The sequence below is a fragment of the Morganella sp. Je.2.23 genome, assembly GCF_051129855.1.
GTDB lineage: Bacteria > Pseudomonadota > Gammaproteobacteria > Enterobacterales > Enterobacteriaceae > Morganella > Morganella sibonii.
The window spans coordinates 1,453,995-1,479,743 of record NZ_JBCPSQ010000001.1 but is presented as its reverse complement, the minus strand read 5'-3'; the positions used below and the strand labels follow the sequence as shown (position 1 = coordinate 1,479,743).

The following is a 25,749-nucleotide window of genomic DNA, read 5'->3' as shown; positions in this document are numbered from 1 at the left end:
TTTTCATGCTGCCCGCACTGTTTCATGCCTGTACAGAACAGCTCCGCACACAGGGTATCCGCCGTCTGTGGGTATTGAGCGGCAGTGACCACTGGTGTGAATCCTGCCTGCGGGAGATCAGAGAAGCGGCTCCCGGTGACTGGCCGGTGATTTCCGCTGAATTGCCGGACAGCATTCCGGCGGGAAAAGCTCGTCTGCTGCCGGGACAGGAGTTCCTCCACGGTGTGTTCGATGCCCGGCGCGGACTTCACAGTGAAGCACTGGCCATGCTGACAGGCACATTACAGGCCGGCAGCTGGCTGATCCTGCTGCTGCCGCCGGAATCGCAGTGGCAGACCCAGCCGGATGACGACAGTCTGCGCTGGAATGACGGCGGACAGATGATCCCCGCACCACACTTTATGCGCCACTTCGCCCGTACACTCATCCATCCTGCTCATCTCTGCCGGTATGAAAACCGGCCGTTTGACATGCCGCTGTTACCACCGCAACCAGCGTGGTTGCCGCCGGACGGTACCCCGACACCGGCACAGCAGCAGATACTGGATCAACTCCGCAGAGCGGAAAGTGGTATTTTCTGCCTGACGGCGGCAAGAGGGCGCGGAAAATCCGCGGTGGCCGGGTTATTTCTGGCAGACATGCCGGGCCGTCATCTGTTGTGTGCCCCGGCGAAAGTCTCGGTCACTGTCATACAACGTTATCTCGATCATTCACAGCAAACGGAATTTATCTCCCCCGATAATTTACTGATACTGACGGAAACAGCAGATACCAGCGCTTACGGCTGGCTGGTGATCGACGAGGCTGCGATGATCCCGCTGCCGCTGCTCACCCGGTTTGCCACTGTATTTCCCCGCATACTGCTGCTGACCACCGTTCAGGGTTATGAAGGCACCGGGCGCGGATTTCTGCTGAAATTTTGTCACTCACTGCCGCAGTTTACTGCACTGACGCTGACACAGCCGGTACGCTGGGCGGAGTATGATCCGGCGGAAGCCTGGCTGGATGAGGCGCTGCTGCTGACGGAACCGGCGGAAAAAATCACACCGGCGGGTGAGTGTGAATATCTGTCCGTAACACAGCAGGCGTTATGTGATGACCCGAATTTACTCTCCGGGTTTTACGGCCTGCTGACGGCAGCACATTACCGGACATCCCCGCTGGATCTGCGGCGGCTGGCGGATGCTCCCGGACAGCATTTCGCGTTATTCCGCAACCGGCAGCAGGTGACAGCAGCGCTCTGGCTGACAGACGAGGGCGGATTATCTGCGGAACTGACACAATCTGTCTGGGCAGGTACCCGGCGACCGCGCGGAAACCTGCTGGCACAATCGCTCGCCGCACACAGTTATTTTCCGCAGGCGGCACAACTGCGTTCGCGGCGTATCAGCCGGATTGCGGTACATGCAGGCTACCGGCGCAATGCGCTGGGACGTCAGTTATTACAGCGGGCGGCTGAGGCGGCAAAAAACAGTGGTATGGACTATCTGTCAGTCAGCTTCGGCTATACGCCGGAACTGGCTGCATTCTGGACATCCTGCGGCTTTCGTTTTGCCCGTACCGGCACACACCCGGAAGCGGTCAGCGGATGTTACACCGCCATGCTGTTATTGCCGCTGACTCCGGCCGGACAGGCACTGGCAGATGCCGCAGAACATCAGTTTGCCCGTGACTGCGCCGTTTATTCTCAGATATGGGGATTTTCGCCGGTGCTGCCGGTACAGGCAGAATCACTCAATGAACAGGAATGGCGGATGCTGGCCGGGTTTGCGTATGCCGCCAAACCACAGGCGGTGGCAGAGCCTGCACTCGTACTTCTGCAAAGGGAATACCCGGCACAGACAGCGGAATTGTCACAGTTGCTGTCCGGTAAACCGGAAATGCTGAAAGCGCGGAATATCAGCGGGAAAAAGGCGTTACTTGATGCGTTGCGGCAGGAAACAGCGACAGTATTACAGAAACTGCGCCCGCAATGGGCGCAGCAGACAGCGGCGGAAATCAGGGCTTTTTAGGTTTGTTATCCGGCCAGTCATCCTCATCATCCCACTGCGCATTATTATCGCGGTGAGGCGGCAGCTCCCGCCGGTTTTGCAGATATTTTGTATGATCCACGCGTTTGAGATCTTTAATCGCGTTCAGGATCACGCCGACGAACAACACCAGGATGACCCACCAGTAGTCTGCTAACCAATGCATTTGTTGTTACCTTTTTTATCCATATCGTCAGTATACAGCCCGGCTGTCAGACGTCTGATTTTGTGAAAACCAGGCAGGTTATCTCTCCCGGTGATATAAGGTTATCATACTCACCATACACTGAATAATATTTCTTAATTCCTCCTGATATCCGTTTACGTTCATTGTGCTTCACAACTAACCGCAGCGGCTCCGGATTGAACGATATTTCCGGCCGAAGCGTAAATGAGCTGATTAAGAATGTTTCCGGAGCAGATATTGCTGACGTTTTAATATATAAAAATAAAATAGTTATCTTTATTTTTATAAAAACTGCAAATAAATCAGCAGAATATTTCACTTTAACGCCTTTATGCTTTATTTTTCAGAACAAAAATACAGCGGACTTTTCTTTTTTGTCAGTACTGTGATTTTTATTATTGCTGTTCAATGAGTTACCGTTAATTTGTATTTGGTTACATATTTATTTTTGTGATCACAAGGTAAATTCCAATTTTCTTTTTTATTTTCAGTTGGTTGAGTTTGCCTGTTAAAAAATATGAGTATTTGTGTTTTTTGTGATCTGATATATTTCACTGCATCAACCGACCATTCGTGCCCCTGCGGGTCAGATATCCTGTTTTTGCAACGATTTTAACTTAAGTGACTGATCCTGTGAGATACAGCTCCTCCTGCGGCCTTTACAGACCGGTAAGTGAAACTTATGATTTAAGCATTATCACCATGCGCACTGGCTGATGACGAAGTCACTCGTCCGGTAACGACTTGTTACCTGTTAATAAATAAGGAATTTTATCATGCCAACCCCATGCTATATCTCTATCGAAGGCAAAACCCAGGGCAATATCACTGCCGGTGCGTTTACCGCTGAATCCGTCGGCAATATCTACGTACAGGGTCATGAAGATGAGATGCTGGTGCAGCAGTTTGATCATATCGTTACCGTGCCGACCGACCCGCAATCCGGTCAGCCGTCCGGCCAGCGTGCGCACCGCCCGTTTAAATTCACCGTCGCACTGAACAAAGCCGTTCCGCTGCTGTACAACGCCCTGGCCGCGGGTGAAATGCTGCCGAAAGTGCAGCTGAAATGGTACCGCACCTCGGTTGAAGGCAAGCAGGAGCATTTCTTCACCACCTCACTGGAAGATGCGACCATCGTCAACATCGACTGCAAAATGCCGCACTGCCAGGATCCGCAAAAAACGGATTACACCCAACTGATCGAAGTGTCACTCTCTTACCGCAAAATCGACTGGGAACACACCGTCGCAGGCACCTCCGGTGCTGACGACTGGCGTGCGCCAATCGAAGCGTAATGAATACAGCCCGGCCGGTATCAGATCGACCGGGCTGCTTTTCTTTTCTCTGCGGACACAAAAGCCATCGCTGTCCGTGACAGTTACTGTACGGAGGCGTTGTGATACCTTCCATTTCTGATCTGCTGCCGGGGCGTTCCGGACTGGTCTTTACCTGTAAAATCGGGCGACTGCCGGAAAATACCTTTCAGGTCACTGAATTTACACTTAATGAGGAAATATCCTCGTTATTTACTTTGTCGGTTTCCGTCGTCAGCCTGCTGCCGTCAGTCCGTTTTAAAGAATGTCTCGGTATGGCGGCCTCGCTGACAGTGACCCGTAACGGCACCCGCATCCGTACTGTGCAGGGATTGCTGGCCTCCGCTGAACAGGGTAATACTGACGGTAATAAGACCTGGTATCACTTCATTATCCGCCCGGAAATGTGGACCATGACGCTGAATCAGGACAGCCGCATTTTCCGGCAACAATCAGTTCCGGAGATTCTGGCCATTCTGCTGAAAGAAGCGCATGTCAAAAACGACCTGAAATTTTATCAGGATGAGCTTCATCAGCAGCGGGAATACATTACTCAGAAGCGGGAATCTGCATATGAATTCTGGTGCCGTCTGGCCTTCGAGGAAGGAATTAATTTCTGGTTTGAGGACGGCCCGAAACTGTTTTACAGCGATAACCACCTCGGCATGACCGCCGGTATTCATCTGACCTACAACCCGCAGGCCGATACCGATATTACGGACAGTACCGCGTTCTCCTGGCGTTATGCTGAACAGTTGTGCGGTGACATTCAGATCCACAAAGATTACAACCCGCTGAGTCCGTCCTACCCGCTGCAGCACCAGGTGACCGGCGAAGTGCATCAGCAGCACAGCACCTTTGAAAGTTACGGGCGTTTTCAGCAGGATGCGCCGGGCAAACCATTCACCCAACTGCGCTATGAACAGTCTCAGAATCACCGTCAGACCGGGACGGCAGGTACCAACTGTTTTGCCCTGAGACCCGGCAAGGTTTTCTCCCTGAAAAATCACCCCTCCGCCGACATGAATACGGCCTGGCAGGTGAGCAGCGTCAGTCATCGTGGTGTACAGCCGCTGGCAGATAACAGCGGCGGTGAAGGAACCACATTCAGTAATACCGTGCAGTTTATCCCCGGTACTCAGGAATGGCGTCCGCTGTTCCGCTATAAACCGACAGCAGACGGCGACGAGCTGGCAACAGTGGTCGGCCCGCCCGGGGAAGAAATTTACACCAATGAACAAGGCGCGGTGAAAGTGTATTTTCACTGGGATCGATACGGCAGACCCGATCATAGTGCCTCCTGCTGGCTGCGGGTGGCACACGGCTGGAACGGTAACGGTTACGGGTTTATGTCGGTACCGCGTATCGGACAGGAAGTGATCGTTTCATACCTTAACGGTGATATTGATAAACCCATTATTACCGGCTGCACCTATAACGGACGCAATAATCCGCCGCTGAACCTGCCGGAAGAGAAAACCCGGACCACATTCCGCACACAGACCCATAAAGGTGACGGATTTAATGAACTGCGTTTTGAGGATGAGGCCGGGCAGGAAGAAGTGTATATCCACGCGCAGAAAGATATGAATGCGCATGTTGAGAATGATGCCACCTGGCATATACAGCATGATTTAAAGCGGCGGATTGATAACAACAGTCACACCGAACTGACCGGTGATGAGCATGTCATTATCAACGGCTCGCAAAAACACCAGACTACCGGGGATGTCTCGCTGCATATCAAAGGGGAACAGCACATCCGTGCGGATAAAAATCTGGTGACTGAAAGCGGACAGCAGACGCATCATCTCAGCGACGGAAAAATCATTATAGAAGCGGGAACAGAAATCACCCTCAAAGTCGGCGACAGTTTTATCCGCATCACGCCGGGAGCGATTTTCACCTCCGGTAATCTGAACGTCGGCGACAGCGCTCCCGGCAACGGTGTGCCGGTCAGACTGATGCCGCCGGAGGGCGTTCCTCCGGCCCCGGAACCGTATCCGGTAAAAAAATACTGTGCGGTGGCCGCGCAGACTGAAGGAAGCTGGGTTATCAAATCCGGAGGCGGAAATGGAAAAACGTAACTGGACACAATGGCTGACTGAAACTGATCCGATGCGGGTATATCTGATGGTGAATGTACAGGCAAAACCGAACCCGGTTGAAATACTGTATGCAAATGACTGGATTGAGGATGCATTTCGTATCTATGACAATACGCCGCTGGCACATATTGCAGAGCAGGGGCCCTGGCTGATTCTGCTGAAACCATCATCATATCAGGCACTCGGAAGATTAACCGATACTGGTGTTTTCAGCGATCTTTCATGGGGCTGGGCATACCGCAGCGGCCAGTCCTTACAGGATAACCTTGATCACTGGTGCAGGCGGCAAATTGTTACCCTGAAAGAGCATCAGGTTATTCTCCGTCTTGCGGACAGCCGGATAGCCTCTGTTTTGATACCGGAAATGAATAAGGACGACTGGCGGATACTGATGACACCGGTAAAACGGTTGTTAATAAGTACACCGGAACTGAATGAATTTCATTCACCGGTTACAGATTCTGATTTGCCTGTACCGGAAATACAGCACCTTCCGTTTGAACTGAAGTCTCATCTTGTCAGAGCGTGGCAAAATTCACCGCAGGCGCTGATATTTTATGCGGATAATATCGCCTGCGAATTGTGGGAAAATAAACCGGAAACCGCATTGATACTGGATACACCGGAAGGGATGCTGATGCAGCATCTGGCGGTATGGCTGAAACAGCAGTTAGCTCTGCTGACCGATATTAATTACCTGACATATGATGATTTTATCCGGCACGCACAATACCGGGAATGGATACCGGCAGCAGACGGAGGAATCGCATGAGTGATATCAGAGACTGTATTAACTGTGAAAATTACCGCTACTGGCTGGAAATTCAGTTGGTTGATGATGCCGGGCATCCGCTGGATAACATGTCTTTCACACTAAAAGAGCGGGGAACGGATAAATCGCTTTCCGGCGTGACTGATGGACAGGGATTGTTCCGGGTTGATGGATTATCCGCACGTCCGGTGATGGTGACAATTGATGCGCAGGATCTGGCAGATAAACTGACAACCAGTATGCCGTTGCAGTCAGTACACTACCCGGACGATTCACTGAAAAATTGGTGCCGGACACAGGGATATATTTTCAGTGAGCACAATAATGCAGGGATGTTCAATACGGCATTACCCGAACGTGTTTATGACATGTCCCGGGCACAAATAGCCCGGTTGCATGAATATTCAGCCTGTCATGACGGATATACTTTTGTCTGGCCGTATAATCAGCAACGGGTGGTTAGCATCCGGCGTATCACTGAAAAAGTGTTTGCCAAATCCGTTCTGCGGGGAGCAGGAAATACGGATGCAGGGACCGCACCGGAAATGCTGGATAACTTCGGCCGGCACAGTCACGCCAGGAAAGCAGAACAAACCGAACCCGTTCAGGCCGGATTCCCGCTGGTGTACCTTGCGGAGATGATAATCAGTGCGATAGTCGGGGGCGCTGTTTATAACCAGACAACACAAAACACCCGCCGGAATGATGACGACTTATTTTCACCCGGCAGTGCAGCCCGGAGTGAAAAATCACAGCGTAATTTTATGCTGACATTGGTGAACAATGCACTGCCGGTCGGCGTTCTGATGGCCAATTACTATGAAGGCGACTCGCTGACTTATGAGGACCTGGCAGAAAAAGCCCGCGCCGGGGGCACGGCGACGACCCGCGTCCGGATCAGATATCAGGAAAATACAGAAACCGGTCGTCCGGATGTAATGTCTTTCGCAACAGAAGGTAATAACGACCAGGTGCGGGTGCGTATGGGGGAAAAAGCCCCGGAATTTGAGGCAAACGAAATCCGGAACAGCAGTCAGGCATACCGTTCTTCAGACGGTCTGCCGACCCCGCAATCACTGGCGACGATTTATAAATTCACACTGGATGATGGGCATATTCTGTATCTCGGTGTGGGTACAGACAATAAATTTGTTGAGCTGGCCTCCTCAACCCATCCGGATGACTTCGGAGGCAGAGGCTGGCATACTGGCGGTGATATTGAGCCGGTCGATGTGCCGACGAATACCGGCAATCACAACCCCTATATTCCGGAACGACCGGACAGCTCCGGCGGGTTTCAGGCGCATGATGATAACGGCCCGGTCATTCTGACCACTCCTGCACCGGGGGAACAGGATTTTAATGATTACATCCTCATAACCCCTATTCCGGATATTCCGGCGATTTATGTGTATTTGAGTGAAGCACAAAGTGATAAGATCGCACTTGATGCAAAACAGCTACAAAAGAAATTTAAGCATGCTGTCGATTTTGGGATTGATGAAAATGCGAATAAACAAGGTTTAGCTGAATTTGAGGTCGCAATAAAAAATCATATTGATTTACCTGAAACGATGAATATAAAAGGAAAATACAGATGGGATCAAGATGTTTATCACTATTTTAACCCAAAAACAAACCTTGATGTTATGACTGATATGGATGGAAATTTTATATCAGGATGGAAATTATCAGAAAAACAAATTGTGGACTTGTTGGAGAAAGGAAATGTATTCTGACGATAAGTTATTAAAATTAATAAATGACTTCATTCATGGCTCTGTTACTGCCTCTGATTTCGAAAATGAGTATATAAATGAATGGAGAAATTATAGGGACTTTGGTGGACAATCCAGGGTCAGTGAAAGTACTCAAGAATACTTCGATCGGGTTTTTACAGCGCTGGACATTTATTGCTCAAACCCTGATCTGAGAGATGAAAATGACTTTGATGATGATCAATTACTCAACGAAATAATAAAAATAAATAAAGAATGTTGTTTGCTAAAAGGCTAACTGAATTCTTAATGTGTTTTGTTGGTAAATATTTTATTTTAATGTAATTGCCACGAGTTATTTCTTGTTTGTATAGTAGCGTGATAAGTTCAGGAAACTATAAAAATGGTCGATGTCGATTTTTCAAAAAATAACGGAATTGTAATATTTGATGATTTTAATATATCTGAAAATATCGATTTAAGTGAACAGTTAGAAGAGTTAAAAGAAGACATGCTACAAGTTTCATTCCCAAGTGGCTACATTTTAGATATCGGATGGAGACCATCATTTGAAATAAATGGTTCTTTTAAGTTATTACTTGTTAAAGATTACATATGGGATAACCCCATTTATTCTGATTCACCCTCTAACATTTCCGAATTAAAAAAATCAATTGAAATAGCAATATCAAAAATATAACTAAATACCTCTATTTTCTTCCTGGTGGAGAAGTAAAGAGAGGTATATATTCTTTATCAGGCACAAATTTCTTCAACAGAGGGCTATAACGATCAGGTCCGGGTGCGAATGGGGGAAAAAGCCCCGGAATTTGAGGCAAATGAAATCCGGAACAGCAGTCAGGCATACCGTTCTTCAGACGGTCTGCCGACCCCGCAATCACTGGCGACGATTTATAAATTCACACTGGATGATGGGCATATTCTGTATCCCGGTGTTGGTACAGACAATAAATTTGTTGAGCTGGCCTCCTCAACCCATCCGGATGACTTCGGAGGCAGAGGCTGGCATACTGGCGGTGATCTTGAGCCGGTCGATGTGCCGACGAATACCGGCAATCACAACCCTTATATTCCGGAACGACCGGACAGCTCCGGCGGGTTTCAGGCGCATGATGATAACGGCCCGGTCATTCTGACCACACTGGCACCGGAGGCTCCGGACTTTAATGATTACATCCTGATCACACCGGTTGCTGATATACCGGCGATTTATGTGTATTTGAGTGAAGAACTACCAGGATTAAATAGGCCAGCAAGAGATGCTTCATCCGATTATCCTCCTAATCAGGCTGTTCTTGACAAGATGAATGATCCTAAATATCAAGATTTATTAAATAATGATAACTATGATTGCTCTGAAATTGCTGATAGATTACTGGAAGCCGCAGATGGTGCAGGGTATATTATTGAAGTTCAGCCAGTAGATAAATTTGGTGAAATTACCATTCTCGAAAATGGTGTTAGTAAAGCTGATATGACATATCACCAAGTATATACTGATGGTAAGTATATTTATGACCCTAGGTTGTCAAAACAAGCCATTCCTAAAGGCGATTGGGAAAAACATATAAAAAGCATGAACAATGATAATCCTTTTATCATTTCAAATAAACCAAAAGGATTAAATAGATGATTGGTGAAAAAAACACAGGCAGTGAAGTAATCGAAGTTATAAAAAAATATGTTGTTATTGAGTGGCGAAATGTGGACATCCGCTTTATAAAAAGGAGTATTAACCCTCTGGATATTCTTTGCACTGACACCTATGTATATGATGGGATTAATATCCTTCCATCAACAAATTTTCGTATCAATAGTAATTTCGAACCAATTGGCTTCATAAAAATATTAGGAGATTCCGTAAATTCATTTACTGGTAAACTACCATGGACTTTATTTGGGTTTAAAAAAAGAAACAATCAGTATAACTGGACTATTTCTCCATTAATAGCTACAGAGAAAAAACTTAAAGACTATGCTAATTTAGAGGGAATACCTTTAAAACTATACTTTGAGAAATACCACCCAGAATATGGCCAACTTGCTTTTGCTGATATCCCATTATTGGCTAAACATATAGATAAATGCTTGGCTAAATATTTTGAACCGATCGATTACAACAAAATTTATTAATTGCATAATTTTGATAAAATACTTCAATATTGAGGTGGTGTTCAACGGAATAGTTTCTTACGTAGAATCAAAACTGGGAAAAAGCCCCGGAATTTGAAGCAAACGAAATCTGGGGAAGCCGTCAGGCATACCGTTCTTCAGACGGTCTGCCGATCCCGCAATCACTGGCGACGATTTATAAATTCACACTGGATGATGGGCATATTCTGTATCCCGGTGTTGGTACAGACAATAAATTTGTTGAGCTGGCCTCCTCAACCCATCCGGATGACTTCGGAGGCAGAGGCTGGCATACTGGCGGTGATATTGAGCCGGTCGATGTGCCGACGAATACCGGCAATCACAACCCTTATATTCCGGGCCGGCCGGACAGCTCCGGCGGGTTTCAGGCGCATGATGATAACGGTCCGGTCATTCTGACCACGCCTGCACCTGGGGAGCAGGATTTTAATGATTACATCCTGATCACACCGGTTGCTGATATACCGGCGATTTATGTGTATTTGAGTGAAAAAGGTAAAAGAACAAAAAATAGATTACCCGAAGGAAAAAATGGTGACAATGGCCCCGCTAATGACGTATTAGAACAAAGGCATCCGGAGACAAATGAATTACAACAACTACGAAGATATGATTCCGAAGGGAAACCAATAAGAGATATTGATTTTGGACATGATCATGGAGCTGGAGATCCTCACGCACATGATTGAGTTTATCCATCAGAACAAGCACCAAATAAAATTCGGTTAGATGGACGGCCATTAAATACAGGAGAAACAATAAATGACTAATGTATTAAATATGCATGATTTATCTATTATTGGCGTTGCGTACAATAAAACAAAAAATGAATTAACATTCAACATTGATGATGATTCAATCATTATATTTTGTGATGTATTTCATTGGGACTTAACGTCATTCGAGATGCAAAACATAATATTTGAAATATCTATTTATAAAAAAATTCCTGACTTACTTGCTGATGAGTATGGATTGCAAAAAGGAATGCCAAATGATTTTAATTTGTATCATATTAATTCAAGCTCAGGACTAAGTGGCATCGTAATTTCAAAAAAAATTAATCTTATAAAAGAAAAGTAATAAAATTATTTAAAGACAATCAACTTTATTATCATATAAGGTTGATTGTTATCGCTACCATAACGCCCATGTGTTAACTAAAAAATACATCATCAAGGGAACGAAGACCTGGATCCGGATTAGGTATCAGGAAAATACAGAAACCGGTTGTCCGGATGTGATGTCTTTCGCGACAGAGGGCGATAATGATCAGGCCCTGGTGTTCATGATGTGGCTTTACCTGAAAATATTAAAGCACGGGGATATTTACCTGATGGAACTGAAGTTTCTTCAGACATGGTAAGGGTTGTTGTAAAACCAGATGGTTCCGTTAGAACATCCTTTCCATTTAATTCATCACATCCTAACTAAATAAGGATTTTTCATGACGTTACCAAATAATCCAGCTAAAAAACCAGGCATACCATCAGGTGATTCATTCACACAAGACTGGATATATGAATTACCTGAAGAATTTCGCACAAAAGAATGGCTAAATAAGTATGTTATCCATTACTTAAATGATGACTATAATTTTTTTGAAAAAAATGAATTGATGAGGTTGATTCTAGACATCACAAATGATTTATTAAGTTATGGAGATTCTGATACTGACGCGGTTATAATTAATGCATTAAAATTACTGTCTGATAATTACATGTCACATTTGGAGTTAATACAATACTGGTCTTTAGATGATGAGCCTCTTGAGGATTGTTTTATATTAACGCCTAAAATAAGAAGTATTGTGAAAAATAAAAATAATATCTAGAATCATATTTATACTGGAGATTTAATTCCTGCCCAAAAGGGTAGGGAAAGTCAGTCACCTGGTTGGAGCAGTTTGACAAGAGGAAGAGAAAAATTAAGGAGCGGCAATGATAGCCCGCTATTTTTTCTACTGGATTATGCTATTTTCGAGCATAACCTAATTGTCTGGTCGATGCGTCCCTGCGAAAGTTTATTCACCAGAGCAAGCGGTCAATAAAATTCGGTTGGATGGAAGGCCACTAAGAACAGGAGAAACAATAAATAACTAATATATTAAATATACATGATTTATCTATTATTTACATTGCGTGCAATAAAATAAATAATGAATTAATATTCAACATTGATGATGATTCAATTATTATATTTTGTGATGTATTTTATTAGGACTTAACGTCATTCGAGATGCAAAACATAATATTTGAAATATCTAGTTATAAAAATATCCCTGATTTAATTGTTGATGAGTATGGATTACAAAAAGGAATGCCAAATGATTTTAATTTATACCATGTTAATTCAAGCTCAGGGGTAAGTGGCATTGTGATTTCAAAAAAATTAACTTTATAAAATAAAAATAATAAAATTATGATTTTGGGAAGAGATCATAAAATTTATTTATGAATGCATTGCGGTCGTAAAAAATGCGCTTATGATAAGAATTATTTCTGTTTCGTATTGCTTATAAATTGAAACCTCCATTTTCACTTTTTTCTTTATGCCGGTAAACAGATAAGATAAATTGCTAAAATCAGTCGTAATTTATGTGTATTGATACGTAATATCTGAGAATAAAATAATAAAGTTTGCTATTTGTGATCATCTGTGGCTCAATGGCGTCACTGGTTTGGAAGTACAGGCCTATTTATGCTGGTCAGTTTAAAGTCGTTCACCATTTAGCGTTATCCCCGATACCACTTCATTGCGAATTCCTTCTAATTAATTCCCATAAGTAAAAATAAAAAACAAACCTCATATGCCTTATGGCAATCAAAAAAATTAAAGGAAATTCTATGTCTGATACAATGACTGGTTCAGTAAAATGGTTTAACGAATCGAAAGGTTTTGGCTTCATCACTCCGGCTGACGGCAGCAAAGATGTGTTTGTTCACTTCTCTGCGATCCGGGGCGACAGCTTCAGAACATTATATGAAGGTCAGAATGTTACCTTCAATGTTGAAGACGGGGCAAAAGGTCCGTCTGCAGCAAATGTGGTGGGGCTCTGAGGCGCACCGATGATTATCACACTGTTTCTTCAGTGTCCCTGTTGCTGCGGAACACAATACCGAACTTCGCACTTTGATGTTTCTGCATCAAATCCGTATGGTGCAAAATGCATTTTTTGTAAAACGGTAATGTTGTTGTCTGAGCAATAGAAAAGACTAAATTCCGGGGCCTGATAATATTATCGGGCCTTTTTATTATGTAGTCATTATTACGTATCGGAAAAAAATGTATTCTCTGAATAATTTTTCTGTCAGGCTTCTTCACCCAAGGTACATTTTAACCTGGTTCGGCATTCTATTGCTTTTTTGTCTGGTTCAGATGCCTTATCCGTGGCTTGTGTTTTTAGGCGATAAGTTAGGCCGTTTTTCAGGTTTATTCCTGAAAAGGCGGGTATCTATAATTAAAAAAAATTTAGAATTATGTTTTCCGGATAAAAATAAAATCCAGATAGAGAGTATGATCGCAAGTAATCTGTCATCTTTGGGAATTGCATTATTTGAAACAGGTATTGCCTGGTTCTGGAATGACAAAAGAATTAATGCAATATTCAGAGTAACTGGCGGTGATAATTTCAATGATGCATATGACAGGAATAATGGTGTTTTAATTATTGGTATCCATTCTATGTCGCTGGAGCTTGGGGGCAGGGTTATGGGGCTGTGTTTTCCTGTAAATGCTATGTATCGTCCGCACAACAATAAAGCAATGGAGTATATACAGACAAGGTGCCGCAGCCGCTCCGGAAACGGGATGATTGACCGGAAAAATTTGAAGTTTATGGTATCCGAATTAAAGCGCGGCCAGGCAATCTGGTTTGCACCTGATCAGGATTTTGGCGCTAAAGGCACTATTTTTGCTCCTTTTTTCTCGGTAGCTGAGGCTTCGACATCCAAAGGTGTTTCAACCATTGTCAAATTATCACGGTCACCGATATTGACTGCAACAATGATAAGAAATAACGAGAATAATAAGAAACCTTACGAATTAATAATTGGCAAAGAAATTAATGAGTTTTCGTCTGGTGATGACGCGATTGATGCCTGCAGGCTGAATCAAATTATAGAGACAGAAATTATGCGTGCACCAGAGCAATACTTGTGGGCACACAGAAGGTTTAAGACCAGACCTCCGGGAGAAAGTTCTCTGTACAAATAAGTTACAAAGATTGCCGTTGAGTGCCTCCTGTATCACATCGCTTATAAACTGCGGTACAGGGTAATGAATACGCATTATACCCGTCCGGGGAGATGTATCTCTCCGGGGCAGGCGTTGAAAAAAGTCAGCCAAAGGCAGAGTCATTGTATGGTGAAGTATGCTTTGGTGAGTTCAGGCAATTCGTACACTCAGGCTGCGTGTAAATGATCAGTGCATTTGCTGTTACTTTTTTATTTATTAACAGCCGGATTAAAAACCGATACCTGTCGCTATCCCCACAGAAGTTCCTTCCGAACCTCCGGATGCCCCGACACCAACTCCCGCACAACCTGACAGCAGGATAACGGCAATAAAGGCGAATATTTTCAGCATACGGCCTCCGCACATAAATAGTCTGAATAATCCGGATAGTATACCGAAAATAAAAAAAAAGCTCTCTGCATCCGCTGAGAGCTGAAAAAAACAAGAATAACCAATTGGTACCACGGGGCAGACAATAACAGTTCCGGGTTAAACGATACTGTAACGGATTCATAAACAGGCAGCATGTTATCGCTTTGTTCACTCTCAATCGGCTCCGGCAGGTGTATTGCTCTGACTTTTTATGAGTCTGTTATCTGGTCTTACCTCTATCTTTCTGCTTTATATCAGAAATAATGATTCTGCTACCCGGATAATCTGTGGCAACGGTACAAGGCCGGTGTTTGATCTTTATTTTTCCCTGTAATAGAGTCTCAGTATCTGCATTTTCCGGTTTCTTTTAATCTGCTTTATCTTTATTTGTTATTGTTATTTAAGTAAAAAATAGCATCGGCAGATAAATCCATCCGCATATCTTTTTTCATTCGCCGGTATGTTCAGTACCGGGGAAATAATAATTTCACGGGAGCATGACAATGGGAAAAACAATCCGTCAGGTGACGTTTGAATTACTCCGGCAACTGAATATCACGACTGTTTTTGGTAATCCCGGTTCGACAGAGGAAACGTTCCTGAAAAACTTTCCGGCGGATTTCCGTTATATCCAGACACTGCATGAATCCTCCGCCGTAGCGGCTGCTGATGGCTATGCGCAATCCACCCGCAATGTTGCACTGGTGAATGTACATACATCCGCCGGGCTGAGCAATGCGATGAGTAATATCCTCACCGCGTATATGAACCGCACACCGCTGATTATCACTGCCGGTAACCAGACACGCGACATGCTGCTGATGGAGCCGTGGCTGACCAATATTAAACCGGAAACATTGCCGGAGCCGTGGGTGAAATGGAGTTACCAGCCTGTGAGGGCGGAAGATGTTCCGGCAGCCTTTATGCGGGCGTATGCCATGGCTCTGCAACCGCCGGCAGGGCCGGTCTTTTTATCGATCCCGCTGGATGACTGGGATAAACCGGCGGAATCGGATAGTGCGGTTGTGCGCACCGTCTCTCACCGGGTCAGTGCTGATCCGGTGAGAATGCGTGAGTTTGCACAGCGCGTGTCAGAGGCGAAAAACCCGGTACTGATTTACGGTTCATCCCTTGCGCGGGGAGAGGGCTGGGATGCCGGCATCCGGCTGGCGGAAAAACTGAATATCCCGGTGTATTCAGCTCCGGCCTCAGAGCGCCCGCCGTTTCCGGAGTCACACCCGTTGTATGCCGGGGGGTTGCCGTTTGCGATGAAACCGCTTTCGGATAAGCTTGCCGGTCATGATGTGGCATTGATAATCGGTGCACCGGTTTTCCGCTATTATCCGTATGTGGCCGGTGACTATATCCCGGCGGGACTGCAATTGCTGCATATCACTGACGACCCGCAGGAAGCAGGCCGGGCACCGGTCGGGGATAGCCTGCTGAGTGACGCGGTACTGGCGGTTGAACAGTTAACGGAACGGGTGACAGCTCGTCCGGCACGGACAGCCGCTATCAGTAAACAACCGCACGGGATGGCACCGCATCCTGCCGCACCGGAACCGGCATCTGACGGGCTGCTGAGTGCTTCACAGCTGTTTCGTGCAGTCAGAAGCGCCGTACCGGAAGATACCATTCTGACCGAAGAATCCCCCTCTAACCTCGGGGAACTCCATGCGGCGTGGCCGGTGGATAAACCGGATTCATTCTATACCTTTGCCAGCGGATCACTCGGCTGGACACTACCGGCCAGCGCGGGGATTGCGCTTGGCGAACGGGACAGCGGGCGTAACCGGCCGGTAGTGGCGATTATCGGTGACGGTTCTATGCAATACTCTGTGCAGGGATTATGGACTGCCGCACAGCATCAGTTGCCGATCCTGTTTGTCATTCCGGAAAACGGCCAGTACGGTATTCTGAAATCATTTGCCGTGCTGGAAGACACGCCGGGTGTGCTGGGGCTGGATATTCCGGGACTGGATATTGCTGCGCTTGCCACCGGTTATGGCTGTACGGCGGTCAGGGCAACAACCGAAAATGACGTGATCGCAGCCTGCAAAGCCGCACTGCAACGTAAAGGACCGACCGTACTTGCTGTGCCGATCCGGCCGTCGGTACCGCCGCTGATGTGACAGCAGTATCAATCATTTGATTGTTTACCGGTAATAATACGGGAAGCAGCCTGAACGGCTCTCTGTGCGGAACAGAGTGCCGTTTTGTCAGCGGATTAACATTTGTGGTCACAAGGCAGTTGAATAAGGTGTTACACAACGATAACATTGAGTTGCATTCTCATTACCGGAAGACCAGAAACTCATGCCGTTCACCCGTATACTGCTGCTGTTATCAGGCTGGATTGCCGTCATACTGGCAACCCTGGGTGTCGTGCTGCCGGTATTGCCGACAACGCCGTTTCTGTTGCTGGCGGCATGGTGTTTTTCCCGCTCATCTCCCCGGTTCCATCACTGGTTGCTGTACCGTTCCTGGTTCGGCGGGTATATCCGTCACTGGCAGACACACAAAGGCCTGCCGCGTAAAGCAAAACGGCGGGCGGTGGTGGTCATTCTGCTGACGTTCGCGGTATCACTCTGGCTGGTGAAACTGATTTATATCCGCCTGTTGCTGCTGTGTATTCTGGTCTGGCTGCTGATTTTTATGCTGCGCCTGCCGGAAACAGAGGAAATGACGCCGGAGAATCCCCCGGCGCCGGAGGATAAATCCCCGGATTAATCGTTTTCCGGTAATTTAACATACTGCTGATAAACAGAGTCAAGGTTCGCCAGTAACCATGTTTTCCCGGCAATATCCTGCGTCTCCAGTACCCGCGCCAGTGTCTCCGGGGTATACAGCTGCTCTGCTTCATAAGAGAGCGGCCAGTAGCTGATATGCCAGGGTTCATAGGCCACTCCGCCGGTCTGACGCTGTGTGAACGGCAGATAAAAATCAAACTGTGCCATATTGTCCGCCAGCCAGGCGGAAAGGGCGGCAAAATAGCCGCCTTCTTCATACTCCCAAGGCTCGAGCTGAAGGGCGGTGTCAGCAGGCAGACGGAACGGATCGTAATAATCGACCTCGGTTCCCCAGTGATGACGGCTGGCCCCCGGAATGGCAGACCAGCGCAGAATCGCCTGACAGCGTTCTGCCTCTGACAGTCCGGAGACATCCAGCGGACGGTTTTCAGCATCATTAACAGTGCGGATACCCGCAAATTTTTCATTCCAGATAATCTGCTGGCGGGAAAAATCCCGGAAAGAACTGGCGGGCATCAGTTTAAACCCGGCGGTTGCTGCCGCTTTCTGCATGGCGAGGAACGCTTTGGTGGCATTAAATTGCAGATGATGATTACCGGCAAAATTAATGACATGATCACGGGTTTGCCCGGTCAGCATTTCAAACGTCATCATAGCAGGATCTGCTCCATAATCCGTTGATAGATACGGCTGAGTTGTTGCAAATCAGCCGCACTGACGCATTCATTCACTTTATGAATAGTGGCGTTGATTGGCCCCAGCTCTACAACCTGTGTGCCCATCCGCGCAATAAAGCGCCCGTCAGAGGTTCCGCCGCCGGTGGAGAGTTCCGGCGTCAGATTACAGTACTGGCCGATGGCATGACTGACGGCATCTGTCAGCGGACCTTCCGGTGTCAGGAACGGGTGACCGGATAATGACCAGGTAATCGTGTGTTTAAGCTGGTGTTTTTCCAGCAATGCCGCAATCCGGGCTTGCAGTGACTCAGCGGTGGATTCGGTGCTGAAGCGGAAATTGAACTGAATAAACAGATCACCGGGAATGATGTTGTTACTGCCGGTACCGGCACGGATATTAGCTATCTGCATGCTGGTCGGCGGGAAGAACTGATTGCCGCTGTCCCAGTGCTCAGCCACCAGATCCTGTATAAACGGTGCGGCGCGGTGAACCGGGTTATCGGCCAGATGCGGATACGCCACATGGCCCTGGGTGCCGTGAATAGTCAGATTGGCGGTAACGGAGCCCCGGCGGCCATTTTTAATCATATCCCCTAATTGTGATTGACTTGATGGCTCACCGACCAGGCAATATTCCACCTTTTCATGGCGTGCCATCAGGGTTTCCACCACTTTTACCGTACCGTTGACGGCTGAAGCTTCTTCATCAGAGGTGATCAGAAAAGCAAGGCGGCCGGGATAGTCCGGATAACGTTCAGTAAAACGTTCGGCAGCGACAATCATTGCTGCCAGTGAGCCTTTCATATCGGCGGCTCCGCGCCCGTACAGCATGCCGTCAATCAGCGCCGGTTCAAACGGCGGGGTGCGCCAGTGGCTGAGGTCACCCGGCGGTACCACATCGGTGTGACCGGCAAAGGCGAGGGTGGTACCGTTACCGCCACGGTATGCCCAGAAATTTTGTGTATCACCGAATGGCATCGGTTCGACGGTAAAACCGGCGGCGATAAGACGTTCGGTCATCAGCGCCTGACAACCGCTATCGTCCGGGCTGACGGATTCCCGGCTGATAAGCTGTTTTGCCAGATCTGTTACAGGACAATGCATGGTGTTTCCTTTGTATCAGGCAGGGAGGCTGAAGAACTGCTGATAATCATCAGCTTTAAAACCAAGGTGATAACGGCCGTCCGGAGAGACGAGTACCGGGCGTTTGATAAGCGCCGGTTTTTCTGACATCAGGCGGACTGCGGACTGCTCATCCGTTACCGCGTCCTGCTCAGCTTTATCCAGCTGACGCCAGGTGGTTCCGCGTTTGTTGAGCAGCAGCGTCCAGTCAATATGACGGGCAAACTCACTCAGAAGTTCCGTATCCGCGCCATCCTGACGGTAGTCATGAAACACATAAGCTATCTGATGGCTGTCCAGCCACGCACGGGCTTTTTTCATCGTGTCGCAGTTTTTGATCCCGAAAATCCGGCAGACGGAGGTTGTATTTTTCATCATTTATCCTTTGTCGTGAACACGAAAAATAGCATAATGCGGGAATTTGATGCAGTTATCCAGAATCTTACGTGCAGAGAGTATTCGATAAATGCAAAAAAGTGGGGTAGCATTACGCCATAACCATGACAAAAACATCCGGAAGATGTTGAGACAGGATCGATGAAAGAGTACTTAGCCGGAAGCACGCTGTTATTTGCCAGCTTTACCCTTGCGGGACAAACGGACGTGTATCTTAATGAACTTCAGCTCAAATTTACCGAAAACAGTGAACTGTGCCTGGATGAACACAAATGGCCGCAGTTCAGCTCAAGTCAGTCAGAACCATGGATGATTTCACGGCTGAATGCGCTGGCTTCCGTCGGTTTTATCCGTGCGACCATCAAATCGTCCGGCGTGGAATACCAACTGACAGAAAAAGGGCAGGAAGCCTGGCTGCCGCATGAGGATTTTTGTTACGGCGCTCTGCGTATCAGTAAAATCAAAGCGATTGAACCGCAGAGCGACGGGATCAGCACCGTGTATTTTTATTATGGTGTGACCGGTATGCCGGAGTGGGCGCGTGATAAAAATATCCGCTACGCCTACAGCGAGGTGGATACGATTCTCCGTGGTATGAATAAAGAAGTCATCCAGGTTGATGTCCGTGAAAATCCGGACGGTACGCTGGAACTGCTCAATTACCCGACACCTGCGAGTATCGACGAAGAAAGCGAATAACCCCCGGACAGCTATCCCGGGGATCACTCTCAGCGGGGCAGCCGGTATTTCAGGTAGAGCAGGCTGGCCGCAAGTCGCGTGGACACATTCAGTTTTTTCAGAATATTGCGGATATGCACCTTTACTGTCTCTTCCGAAATAAACAGCGCCCGAGCAATCTCCTTGTTTTTCATCCCGCAGGCCAGCTCTTTGAGCACATCAGCTTCCCGTTGTGTCAGATAACTGACCGGATCGTGATAGTGTTCACGTTCCTGTAAAATTTTATAAATGGCCTCACTGAAAATCTTTTTTCCTTTAAAGGCATTTTTAATCTGACTTAATAAATAATCAACATCGCAATTCTTTAGTAAATAACCATCAGCTCCGGCATCAATAGCGGCATATATATCATTTCGTTCCCGGGATTGTGAAAACACCAGGATATAGCTGGATATTTTCTTGTGACGTAATTTTTTGATGAAATCAATACCGGAAAAAGCACGGATATTAATATCTAATATAATCATTCTGGGGGTATGCTGATGGATATGACTGAACAAGCCATTGTTGTCAGTGAATTCCGGCATAATGGTTAACGCATAATCCGGCTGTAAAAGCATTTTAAAACCATAGCGTAACAACGGATGGTCATCAATAACCATAATCGTGTGATGGGGCATAGAGTTCTCCCTTGCCGGGTAGGTGGTATAAGATAGTTTTAATTGAAATAATTTAATTTATGCATTAATTATTAAAACAAAAAATATATACTGCTCGCCAAGACAGTTAATTTTTACGCAAAAGTGTTATATGTGCAAATAACAAAGTATTTAAAAATAATAATATCCCTAATAACATAAAGCATATTATAGGGGGCGGATTAGCGGTTTAAGACAGGAGGATATAATTGGCGGTATAACGGGATAAGGTCACTATAATCAGTTAACCAATAAGCGATATGTTGTTTTTTTCAACAGGTTCTGCACATTAACTACATGAATATTAGACTTTTTTCACTATTCCGCTATTTATCAGTATACTGTTTATGTAGCGCTGAATAATGTGGCCGGCGGCTGATCTTATGCCGCTGACCCGCCCTGACCCTGTTATTAATGCCTGTAAAGGATCCTGAAATGGACGAACAATTAAAACAAAGTGCTCTTGAGTTTCATCAGTTTCCGTCTCCCGGTAAAATTACCGTCACCCCGACCAAACCGCTGACAACCCAGCGTGACCTGGCACTGGCCTATTCGCCCGGTGTTGCGGCACCCTGCCTGGAAATTGCGGAAGATCCGCTGGCGGCTTACAAATATACCGCCAAAGGTAATCTGGTGGCGGTGATTTCCAACGGCAGTGCAGTGCTGGGCCTCGGTAATATCGGGGCACTGGCCGGTAAGCCGGTGATGGAAGGAAAAGGTGTCTTATTTAAAAAATTCTCCGGCGTGGATGTCTTTGATATTGAAGTCAATGAATCCGACCCGGACAAGCTGGTGGATATCATCGCTTCCCTGGAGCCGACATTCGGCGGCATCAACCTGGAAGATATCAAAGCACCGGAATGTTTCTATATTGAAAAGAAACTGCGCGAACGCATGAAAATTCCGGTCTTCCATGATGATCAGCACGGTACAGCGATTATCAGCACCGCTGCGGTACTCAACGGGCTGCGTATCGTCAATAAAGCGATCGGTGATGTCCGTCTGGTGGTCTCCGGTGCCGGGGCTGCATCTGTCGCCTGTATGAACCTGATGGTGCTGCTGGGACTGAAACGCGACAATATTATTGTCTGTGATTCCAAAGGGGTTATCTATAAAGGCCGCGAAGCCAATATGGCGGAAACCAAAGCGGCGTATGCCATTGATGATAACGGCATGCGCACCCTGGCAGATGCTATGCCGGGTGCGGATATTTTCCTCGGTTGTTCCGGTCCCGGCGTGCTGACGCCGGAAATGGTCAAAGGCATGGCGCGTGATCCGCTGATTCTGGCGCTGGCGAACCCGGAACCGGAAATCCTGCCGCCGCTGGCACTGGCAGTGCGTCCGGACGCTATTATCTGCACCGGACGTTCGGATTACCCGAACCAGGTAAATAATGTGCTTTGCTTCCCGTTCATTTTCCGCGGTGCACTGGATGTCGGCGCAACGGCAATTAATGAAGAGATGAAACTGGCGTGTGTGAAAGCGATTGCTGACCTGGCGCTGGCTGAGCAGAGTGAGCAGGTGGCCTCCGCATACGGCGGACAGGAGTTATCATTCGGCCGCGAATATATTATCCCGAAACCGTTCGATCCGCGTCTTATCCTGAAAATTGCCCCGGCGGTAGCCAAAGCGGCGATGGAAACCGGGGTAGCGACACGCCCGATTGAGGATTTCAGTGTTTATCTGGAACATCTCAATGAATTTGTCTACAAAACCACACTGTTTATGAAGCCGATTTTCTCCATGGCACGCAAAGATCGCAAACGTATTGTACTGGCTGAAGGGGAAGAGCCGCGTATATTGCATGCGACACAGGAACTGGTCAGCATGGGACTCGCGTATCCGATCCTGATTGGTCGTCCGGATGTGATTGAAATGCGGATCAAGAAACTGGGACTGCAAATAGTGCCGGGGCAGGATTTTGAAATCGTAAATAATGAAAGTGACCCGCGTTTTGCCGAGTACTGGCAGGAATATTATCAGCGGATGAAACGCAAAGGCGTGACGCAGGAACAGGCCCGCCGTGCCATTATCACTAACCCGACCAGCATCGGTGCCATTATGGTGCATCGTGGTGAAGCGGATGGCATGATCTGCGGGATAGTCGGGGATTATCACGAACACTACCGGATTGTGGAAAATGTATTTGGTTTCCATGAGGGGGTGCATACCGCCGGGGCAATGAATGCCCTCAGTCTGCCGACGGGAAATACCTTTATCGCGGATACTTATGTGCATGATGATCCGACAGCAGAGCAACTGGCTGAAATCACCCTGATGGCCGCCGCCGCGGTACGCCGGTTTGGTATTGAGCCGAAAGTGGCGCTGCTGTCGCGTTCCAGCTTCGGTTCATGTCCGTCACCGTCAGCCGAGAAAATGCGCGATACGCTGGCACTGATCCGTGAGCGGGAACCGTCACTGGAAATTGACGGGGAAATGCACGGCGACGCAGCACTGGTGGACGCTATCCGCCGTGATCTGATGCCGGACAGCCCGCTGAAAGGTGCGGCAAACCTGCTGATTATGCCGAACGGGGAAGCTGCACGCATCAGTTATAACCTGCTGCGTGTAACCACTTCTGAGGGGGTGACAGTAGGGCCGGTACTGATGGGGATTAATAAACCGGTACATATTCTGACCTCTATCTCCTCTGTGCGGCGTATTGTCAATATGGTCGCGCTGGCAGCTGTGGAAGCGCAGACTCAGCCACTGTAACACGAAGCAGTAAATCAGACGCCCCGGCAACGGGGCGTTATACAGGAAACGTATGCTGAAGATTGAAAAAGTGGATCATATCGCGGTGATTGCCTCTGATCTCAACGCCAGTCTGGCATTTTATTGTGATGTGCTGGGACTGACGGTGCTCAGTGAGCACTACCGTGCGGAACGGGATTCTTACAAGGTGGATCTGGCGCTGAACGGGGAATATCTGCTGGAACTCTTTACCTTTCCGGCAAGCCCGGCGCGGGTGACACAACCGGAAGCCTGCGGGCTGCGTCATCTGGCATTTTCGGTCCGCGATTTGAGGGCATGGGAAGCGCATCTGCAAAAAGCGGGTGTTCGTTGTGACAGCATCCGCACTGATGAATATACCGGTAAATCCTTTTTCTTCTGTTTTGATCCTGACAATCTGCCGGTGGAGTTTTACACCCGCTGACGGATAAAAAAAAGCCAGCACGATGGCTGGCTGAGAAACTTCGAAATACTGGAAGCAATGTGAGCAATGTCGTTTGCCAATACCTTAGTAATTTACTCAGGTATCGACAACGAGAATGATAATTTTTCCCATTTAAAAAGTAAAGTGTTTTTTTGATAAAATATGATGATTATCTGCACTGCGAACCGGATCGCACAAAACAGCAAAAAAATGACTTATTAAAATTAAGTGTAAAGTTGTTTAATAATCAAAGTTATTACGTTAACAAGCCTTGAAATATGGCAAAATATCCCTATTTTTGAAGCATATGATGAGCACACTCTTTAAAGGATCGTACTGATATGATGCGAATTGCATTATTTTTACTCACAAACCTGGCTGTCATGGTCGTTTTCGGCATTATTCTGTCGCTGACCGGCGTTCAGAGTCAAAGTGTGACCGGACTAATGATTATGGCAGGGTTATTTGGCTTCGGTGGCGCATTTGTGTCTCTGCTGATGTCAAAATGGATGGCGCTGCGCTCTGTCGGCGGGCAGGTCATTACGAACCCGTCCACACAAACCGAACGCTGGCTGGTGGAAACAGTACGCCGTCAGGCACAGCAGGCGGGTATCGGTATGCCGGAAGTGGCGATTTACCATGCGCCGGATATTAACGCCTTTGCAACCGGTGCCCGCCGTGATGCATCGCTGGTGGCCGTCAGTACCGGATTACTGGAAAATATGAGCCGCGACGAGGCGGAGGCGGTTATCGCCCATGAAATCAGCCATATCGCGAATGGTGACATGGTGACCATGACGCTGTTACAGGGCGTGGTAAACACCTTTGTTATCTTTATTTCCCGCATCCTGGCACAACTGGCGGCCGGTTTTATGTCAAACAACAATGACGAAAACGCCGGCAGCCAGGGCAACCCGATGATTTATTTTGCGGTATCTATGGTACTGGAAATTGTCTTCGGTATTCTGGCCAGCATTATCACCATGTGGTTCTCCCGCCGCCGTGAGTTTTATGCGGATGCCGGTTCGGCAAATCTGGTCGGGCGCGAGAAAATGATCGCTGCACTGCAACGCCTGAAAACCAGTTACGAACCGCAGGAAGAGGGCAGTATGATGGCGTTTTGCATCAACGGCCGTAATAAATCATTCAGCGAGCTGTTTTTATCCCATCCGCCGCTGGATAAGCGTATTGAAGCACTGCGCAGCGGTCAGTTCCTGAATTAATCAGTTCCGGATAATAAAAAGGCTGTAACGCTCTGCGTTGCAGCCTTTTTTTATGCCTGTTTGCATAACATCTGCGATGTACATAAAAAAATCCCGTATTCACTGACTGAATACGGGATTTTCTGTTATCTGACGAT

The 25,749-nt window shown here is 47.3% G+C and carries 28 protein-coding genes; 22 read left to right on the top strand and 6 right to left on the bottom strand.

Annotation, left to right across the window (positions count from 1 at the left end):
* Positions 1–5 precede the first annotated feature (5 nt).
* A complete protein-coding gene (locus AAZR23_RS07160; RefSeq protein WP_434691523.1) occupies positions 6–2,012 on the top strand; it encodes a tRNA(Met) cytidine acetyltransferase TmcA in 2,007 nt (668 codons plus the stop codon).
* Here AAZR23_RS07160 and AAZR23_RS07155 read toward each other — a convergent pair.
* Positions 1,999–2,196 (bottom strand): YpfN family protein, encoded by a 198-nt coding sequence (locus AAZR23_RS07155; RefSeq protein WP_046893236.1) that lies wholly within the window; start codon positions 2,194–2,196, stop codon positions 1,999–2,001. The genes AAZR23_RS07160 and AAZR23_RS07155 overlap by 14 nt on opposite strands.
* Positions 2,197–2,993: 797 nt before the next feature.
* On the opposite strand from AAZR23_RS07155, the gene AAZR23_RS07150 reads away from it, so the two are divergent.
* The 15 genes from AAZR23_RS07150 to lpxL all read left to right on the top strand — a co-directional run bounded on the left by AAZR23_RS07150 (position 2,994) and on the right by lpxL (position 14,518).
* Positions 2,994–3,512: an Hcp family type VI secretion system effector gene (locus AAZR23_RS07150; protein ID WP_046895402.1), complete on the top strand. Its 519-nt coding sequence runs from the start codon at positions 2,994–2,996 to the stop codon at positions 3,510–3,512.
* Positions 3,513–3,613: 101 nt separating this feature from the next.
* Positions 3,614–5,617, top strand: coding sequence for a type VI secretion system Vgr family protein (locus AAZR23_RS07145; protein ID WP_434691519.1), 2,004 nt, complete (start codon positions 3,614–3,616; stop codon positions 5,615–5,617).
* Complete coding sequence (locus tag AAZR23_RS07140; protein WP_218454185.1) at positions 5,604–6,410, top strand: DUF4123 domain-containing protein; 807 nt, start codon at positions 5,604–5,606, stop codon at positions 6,408–6,410. The genes AAZR23_RS07145 and AAZR23_RS07140 overlap by 14 nt, the downstream gene beginning before the upstream one ends.
* A complete protein-coding gene (locus tag AAZR23_RS07135) occupies positions 6,407–8,149 on the top strand; it encodes a colicin D domain-containing protein (RefSeq protein ID WP_434691516.1) in 1,743 nt (580 codons plus the stop codon). Before AAZR23_RS07140 ends, AAZR23_RS07135 begins: the two co-directional genes overlap by 4 nt.
* The gene (locus AAZR23_RS07130) at positions 8,139–8,426 is read left to right on the top strand and encodes a colicin immunity domain-containing protein (protein WP_218454183.1); all 288 of its coding nucleotides are present in this window, start codon (positions 8,139–8,141) and stop codon (positions 8,424–8,426) included. The genes AAZR23_RS07135 and AAZR23_RS07130 overlap by 11 nt, the downstream gene beginning before the upstream one ends.
* Before the next feature lie 105 nt (positions 8,427–8,531).
* On the top strand, positions 8,532–8,828 hold the full coding sequence (locus tag AAZR23_RS07125) for a hypothetical protein (protein WP_182106841.1): 297 nt from the start codon (positions 8,532–8,534) through the stop codon (positions 8,826–8,828).
* 108 nt (positions 8,829–8,936) lie between these two features.
* Entirely contained in the window at positions 8,937–9,782 is an 846-nt protein-coding gene (locus AAZR23_RS07120; RefSeq protein WP_434691511.1) for a hypothetical protein, read from the top strand.
* Entirely contained in the window at positions 9,779–10,282 is a 504-nt protein-coding gene (locus tag AAZR23_RS07115) for a hypothetical protein (RefSeq protein ID WP_434691508.1), read from the top strand. Before AAZR23_RS07120 ends, AAZR23_RS07115 begins: the two co-directional genes overlap by 4 nt.
* A gap of 320 nt (positions 10,283–10,602) precedes the next feature.
* Positions 10,603–10,992, top strand: a complete 390-nt coding sequence (locus AAZR23_RS07110; protein ID WP_434691505.1) for an S-type pyocin domain-containing protein — start codon at positions 10,603–10,605, stop codon at positions 10,990–10,992.
* A gap of 73 nt (positions 10,993–11,065) precedes the next feature.
* Complete coding sequence (locus AAZR23_RS07105) at positions 11,066–11,386, top strand: hypothetical protein (protein ID WP_434691503.1); 321 nt, start codon at positions 11,066–11,068, stop codon at positions 11,384–11,386.
* A gap of 160 nt (positions 11,387–11,546) precedes the next feature.
* The gene (locus tag AAZR23_RS07100) at positions 11,547–11,669 is read left to right on the top strand and encodes a hypothetical protein (RefSeq protein ID WP_434691500.1); all 123 of its coding nucleotides are present in this window, start codon (positions 11,547–11,549) and stop codon (positions 11,667–11,669) included.
* Between the two features lie 81 nt (positions 11,670–11,750).
* On the top strand, positions 11,751–12,137 hold the full coding sequence (locus AAZR23_RS07095; protein ID WP_434691497.1) for a hypothetical protein: 387 nt from the start codon (positions 11,751–11,753) through the stop codon (positions 12,135–12,137).
* A 1,012-nt stretch (positions 12,138–13,149) separates the two neighbouring features.
* Positions 13,150–13,362, top strand: a complete 213-nt coding sequence (cspE, locus tag AAZR23_RS07090) for a transcription antiterminator/RNA stability regulator CspE (protein ID WP_107679770.1) — start codon at positions 13,150–13,152, stop codon at positions 13,360–13,362.
* Between the two features lie 9 nt (positions 13,363–13,371).
* A complete protein-coding gene (gene ymcF, locus AAZR23_RS07085; protein ID WP_375546406.1) occupies positions 13,372–13,512 on the top strand; it encodes a cold shock small protein YmcF in 141 nt (46 codons plus the stop codon).
* 76 nt (positions 13,513–13,588) lie between these two features.
* Positions 13,589–14,518, top strand: coding sequence for an LpxL/LpxP family Kdo(2)-lipid IV(A) lauroyl/palmitoleoyl acyltransferase (gene lpxL, locus AAZR23_RS07080; protein ID WP_218426212.1), 930 nt, complete (start codon positions 13,589–13,591; stop codon positions 14,516–14,518).
* A gap of 249 nt (positions 14,519–14,767) precedes the next feature.
* Here lpxL and AAZR23_RS07075 read toward each other — a convergent pair whose 3' ends face one another.
* The gene (locus tag AAZR23_RS07075; protein WP_256680291.1) at positions 14,768–14,890 is read right to left on the bottom strand and encodes a hypothetical protein; all 123 of its coding nucleotides are present in this window, start codon (positions 14,888–14,890) and stop codon (positions 14,768–14,770) included.
* Positions 14,891–15,414: 524 nt separating this feature from the next.
* Here AAZR23_RS07075 and mdlC point away from each other — a divergent pair.
* Both mdlC and AAZR23_RS07065 read left to right on the top strand, forming a co-directional pair.
* Positions 15,415–17,043, top strand: a complete 1,629-nt coding sequence (mdlC, locus tag AAZR23_RS07070) for a benzoylformate decarboxylase (RefSeq protein WP_434691491.1) — start codon at positions 15,415–15,417, stop codon at positions 17,041–17,043.
* A gap of 184 nt (positions 17,044–17,227) precedes the next feature.
* Positions 17,228–17,641: a DUF454 family protein gene (locus tag AAZR23_RS07065; RefSeq protein WP_052926815.1), complete on the top strand. Its 414-nt coding sequence runs from the start codon at positions 17,228–17,230 to the stop codon at positions 17,639–17,641.
* On the opposite strand, the gene AAZR23_RS07060 is transcribed toward AAZR23_RS07065, so the two are convergent.
* The 3 genes from AAZR23_RS07060 to AAZR23_RS07050 are packed head-to-tail and all read right to left on the bottom strand — an operon-like array spanning position 17,638 to position 19,835.
* Positions 17,638–18,315, bottom strand: coding sequence for a M15 family metallopeptidase (locus AAZR23_RS07060; protein WP_218426210.1), 678 nt, complete (start codon positions 18,313–18,315; stop codon positions 17,638–17,640). The two genes, AAZR23_RS07065 and AAZR23_RS07060, sit on opposite strands and share 4 nt — an antisense overlap.
* Positions 18,312–19,442, bottom strand: a complete 1,131-nt coding sequence (gene dapE, locus AAZR23_RS07055; RefSeq protein ID WP_434691489.1) for a succinyl-diaminopimelate desuccinylase — start codon at positions 19,440–19,442, stop codon at positions 18,312–18,314. The genes AAZR23_RS07060 and dapE overlap by 4 nt, the downstream gene beginning before the upstream one ends.
* A 15-nt stretch (positions 19,443–19,457) precedes the next feature.
* The gene (locus AAZR23_RS07050) at positions 19,458–19,835 is read right to left on the bottom strand and encodes an ArsC family reductase (RefSeq protein WP_434692424.1); all 378 of its coding nucleotides are present in this window, start codon (positions 19,833–19,835) and stop codon (positions 19,458–19,460) included.
* A 162-nt stretch (positions 19,836–19,997) separates the two neighbouring features.
* On the opposite strand from AAZR23_RS07050, the gene AAZR23_RS07045 reads away from it, so the two are divergent.
* Positions 19,998–20,555 (top strand): hypothetical protein, encoded by a 558-nt coding sequence (locus tag AAZR23_RS07045; RefSeq protein ID WP_230061164.1) that lies wholly within the window; start codon positions 19,998–20,000, stop codon positions 20,553–20,555.
* A 29-nt stretch (positions 20,556–20,584) separates the two neighbouring features.
* Here the strand turns inward: AAZR23_RS07045 and AAZR23_RS07040 are convergent, their stop codons facing one another.
* On the bottom strand, positions 20,585–21,214 hold the full coding sequence (locus tag AAZR23_RS07040) for a LuxR C-terminal-related transcriptional regulator (RefSeq protein WP_046893586.1): 630 nt from the start codon (positions 21,212–21,214) through the stop codon (positions 20,585–20,587).
* 453 nt (positions 21,215–21,667) lie between these two features.
* Here AAZR23_RS07040 and maeB point away from each other — a divergent pair, with 453 nt between their 5' ends.
* From maeB to htpX, 3 genes are all read left to right on the top strand, one after another.
* Positions 21,668–23,947, top strand: a complete 2,280-nt coding sequence (maeB, locus tag AAZR23_RS07035; protein ID WP_434691485.1) for an NADP-dependent oxaloacetate-decarboxylating malate dehydrogenase — start codon at positions 21,668–21,670, stop codon at positions 23,945–23,947.
* A 52-nt stretch (positions 23,948–23,999) separates the two neighbouring features.
* Positions 24,000–24,389 carry a VOC family protein gene (locus AAZR23_RS07030; protein WP_046893584.1) on the top strand — a complete coding sequence of 130 codons (390 nt, stop codon included), beginning with the start codon at positions 24,000–24,002 and terminating at the stop codon, positions 24,387–24,389.
* A gap of 341 nt (positions 24,390–24,730) precedes the next feature.
* Positions 24,731–25,612 carry a protease HtpX gene (htpX, locus tag AAZR23_RS07025; protein ID WP_054423988.1) on the top strand — a complete coding sequence of 294 codons (882 nt, stop codon included), beginning with the start codon at positions 24,731–24,733 and terminating at the stop codon, positions 25,610–25,612.
* Positions 25,613–25,749: the final 137 nt, after the last annotated feature.

What these genes read in the sequence shown, in the direction of transcription:
- AAZR23_RS07160 (WP_434691523.1), top strand. Translation starts at nt 6, where the DNA reads ATGCTGCCCGCACTGTTTCATGCCTGTACAGAACAGCTCCGCACACAG.
- AAZR23_RS07155 (WP_046893236.1), bottom strand. Translation starts at nt 2,196, where the DNA reads ATGCATTGGTTAGCAGACTACTGGTGGGTCATCCTGGTGTTGTTCGTC.
- AAZR23_RS07150 (WP_046895402.1), top strand. Translation starts at nt 2,994, where the DNA reads ATGCCAACCCCATGCTATATCTCTATCGAAGGCAAAACCCAGGGCAAT.
- AAZR23_RS07140 (WP_218454185.1), top strand. Translation starts at nt 5,604, where the DNA reads ATGGAAAAACGTAACTGGACACAATGGCTGACTGAAACTGATCCGATG.
- AAZR23_RS07135 (WP_434691516.1), top strand. Translation starts at nt 6,407, where the DNA reads ATGAGTGATATCAGAGACTGTATTAACTGTGAAAATTACCGCTACTGG.
- AAZR23_RS07130 (WP_218454183.1), top strand. Translation starts at nt 8,139, where the DNA reads ATGTATTCTGACGATAAGTTATTAAAATTAATAAATGACTTCATTCAT.
- AAZR23_RS07125 (WP_182106841.1), top strand. Translation starts at nt 8,532, where the DNA reads ATGGTCGATGTCGATTTTTCAAAAAATAACGGAATTGTAATATTTGAT.
- AAZR23_RS07120 (WP_434691511.1), top strand. Translation starts at nt 8,937, where the DNA reads ATGGGGGAAAAAGCCCCGGAATTTGAGGCAAATGAAATCCGGAACAGC.
- AAZR23_RS07115 (WP_434691508.1), top strand. Translation starts at nt 9,779, where the DNA reads ATGATTGGTGAAAAAAACACAGGCAGTGAAGTAATCGAAGTTATAAAA.
- AAZR23_RS07105 (WP_434691503.1), top strand. Translation starts at nt 11,066, where the DNA reads ATGACTAATGTATTAAATATGCATGATTTATCTATTATTGGCGTTGCG.
- AAZR23_RS07100 (WP_434691500.1), top strand. Translation starts at nt 11,547, where the DNA reads ATGTCTTTCGCGACAGAGGGCGATAATGATCAGGCCCTGGTGTTCATG.
- AAZR23_RS07095 (WP_434691497.1), top strand. Translation starts at nt 11,751, where the DNA reads ATGACGTTACCAAATAATCCAGCTAAAAAACCAGGCATACCATCAGGT.
- cspE (WP_107679770.1), top strand. Translation starts at nt 13,150, where the DNA reads ATGTCTGATACAATGACTGGTTCAGTAAAATGGTTTAACGAATCGAAA.
- ymcF (WP_375546406.1), top strand. Translation starts at nt 13,372, where the DNA reads ATGATTATCACACTGTTTCTTCAGTGTCCCTGTTGCTGCGGAACACAA.
- lpxL (WP_218426212.1), top strand. Translation starts at nt 13,589, where the DNA reads ATGTATTCTCTGAATAATTTTTCTGTCAGGCTTCTTCACCCAAGGTAC.
- AAZR23_RS07075 (WP_256680291.1), bottom strand. Translation starts at nt 14,890, where the DNA reads ATGCTGAAAATATTCGCCTTTATTGCCGTTATCCTGCTGTCAGGTTGT.
- mdlC (WP_434691491.1), top strand. Translation starts at nt 15,415, where the DNA reads ATGGGAAAAACAATCCGTCAGGTGACGTTTGAATTACTCCGGCAACTG.
- AAZR23_RS07065 (WP_052926815.1), top strand. Translation starts at nt 17,228, where the DNA reads ATGCCGTTCACCCGTATACTGCTGCTGTTATCAGGCTGGATTGCCGTC.
- AAZR23_RS07060 (WP_218426210.1), bottom strand. Translation starts at nt 18,315, where the DNA reads ATGATGACGTTTGAAATGCTGACCGGGCAAACCCGTGATCATGTCATT.
- dapE (WP_434691489.1), bottom strand. Translation starts at nt 19,442, where the DNA reads ATGCATTGTCCTGTAACAGATCTGGCAAAACAGCTTATCAGCCGGGAA.
- AAZR23_RS07050 (WP_434692424.1), bottom strand. Translation starts at nt 19,835, where the DNA reads ATGAAAAATACAACCTCCGTCTGCCGGATTTTCGGGATCAAAAACTGC.
- AAZR23_RS07045 (WP_230061164.1), top strand. Translation starts at nt 19,998, where the DNA reads ATGAAAGAGTACTTAGCCGGAAGCACGCTGTTATTTGCCAGCTTTACC.
- AAZR23_RS07040 (WP_046893586.1), bottom strand. Translation starts at nt 21,214, where the DNA reads ATGCCCCATCACACGATTATGGTTATTGATGACCATCCGTTGTTACGC.
- maeB (WP_434691485.1), top strand. Translation starts at nt 21,668, where the DNA reads ATGGACGAACAATTAAAACAAAGTGCTCTTGAGTTTCATCAGTTTCCG.
- AAZR23_RS07030 (WP_046893584.1), top strand. Translation starts at nt 24,000, where the DNA reads ATGCTGAAGATTGAAAAAGTGGATCATATCGCGGTGATTGCCTCTGAT.
- htpX (WP_054423988.1), top strand. Translation starts at nt 24,731, where the DNA reads ATGATGCGAATTGCATTATTTTTACTCACAAACCTGGCTGTCATGGTC.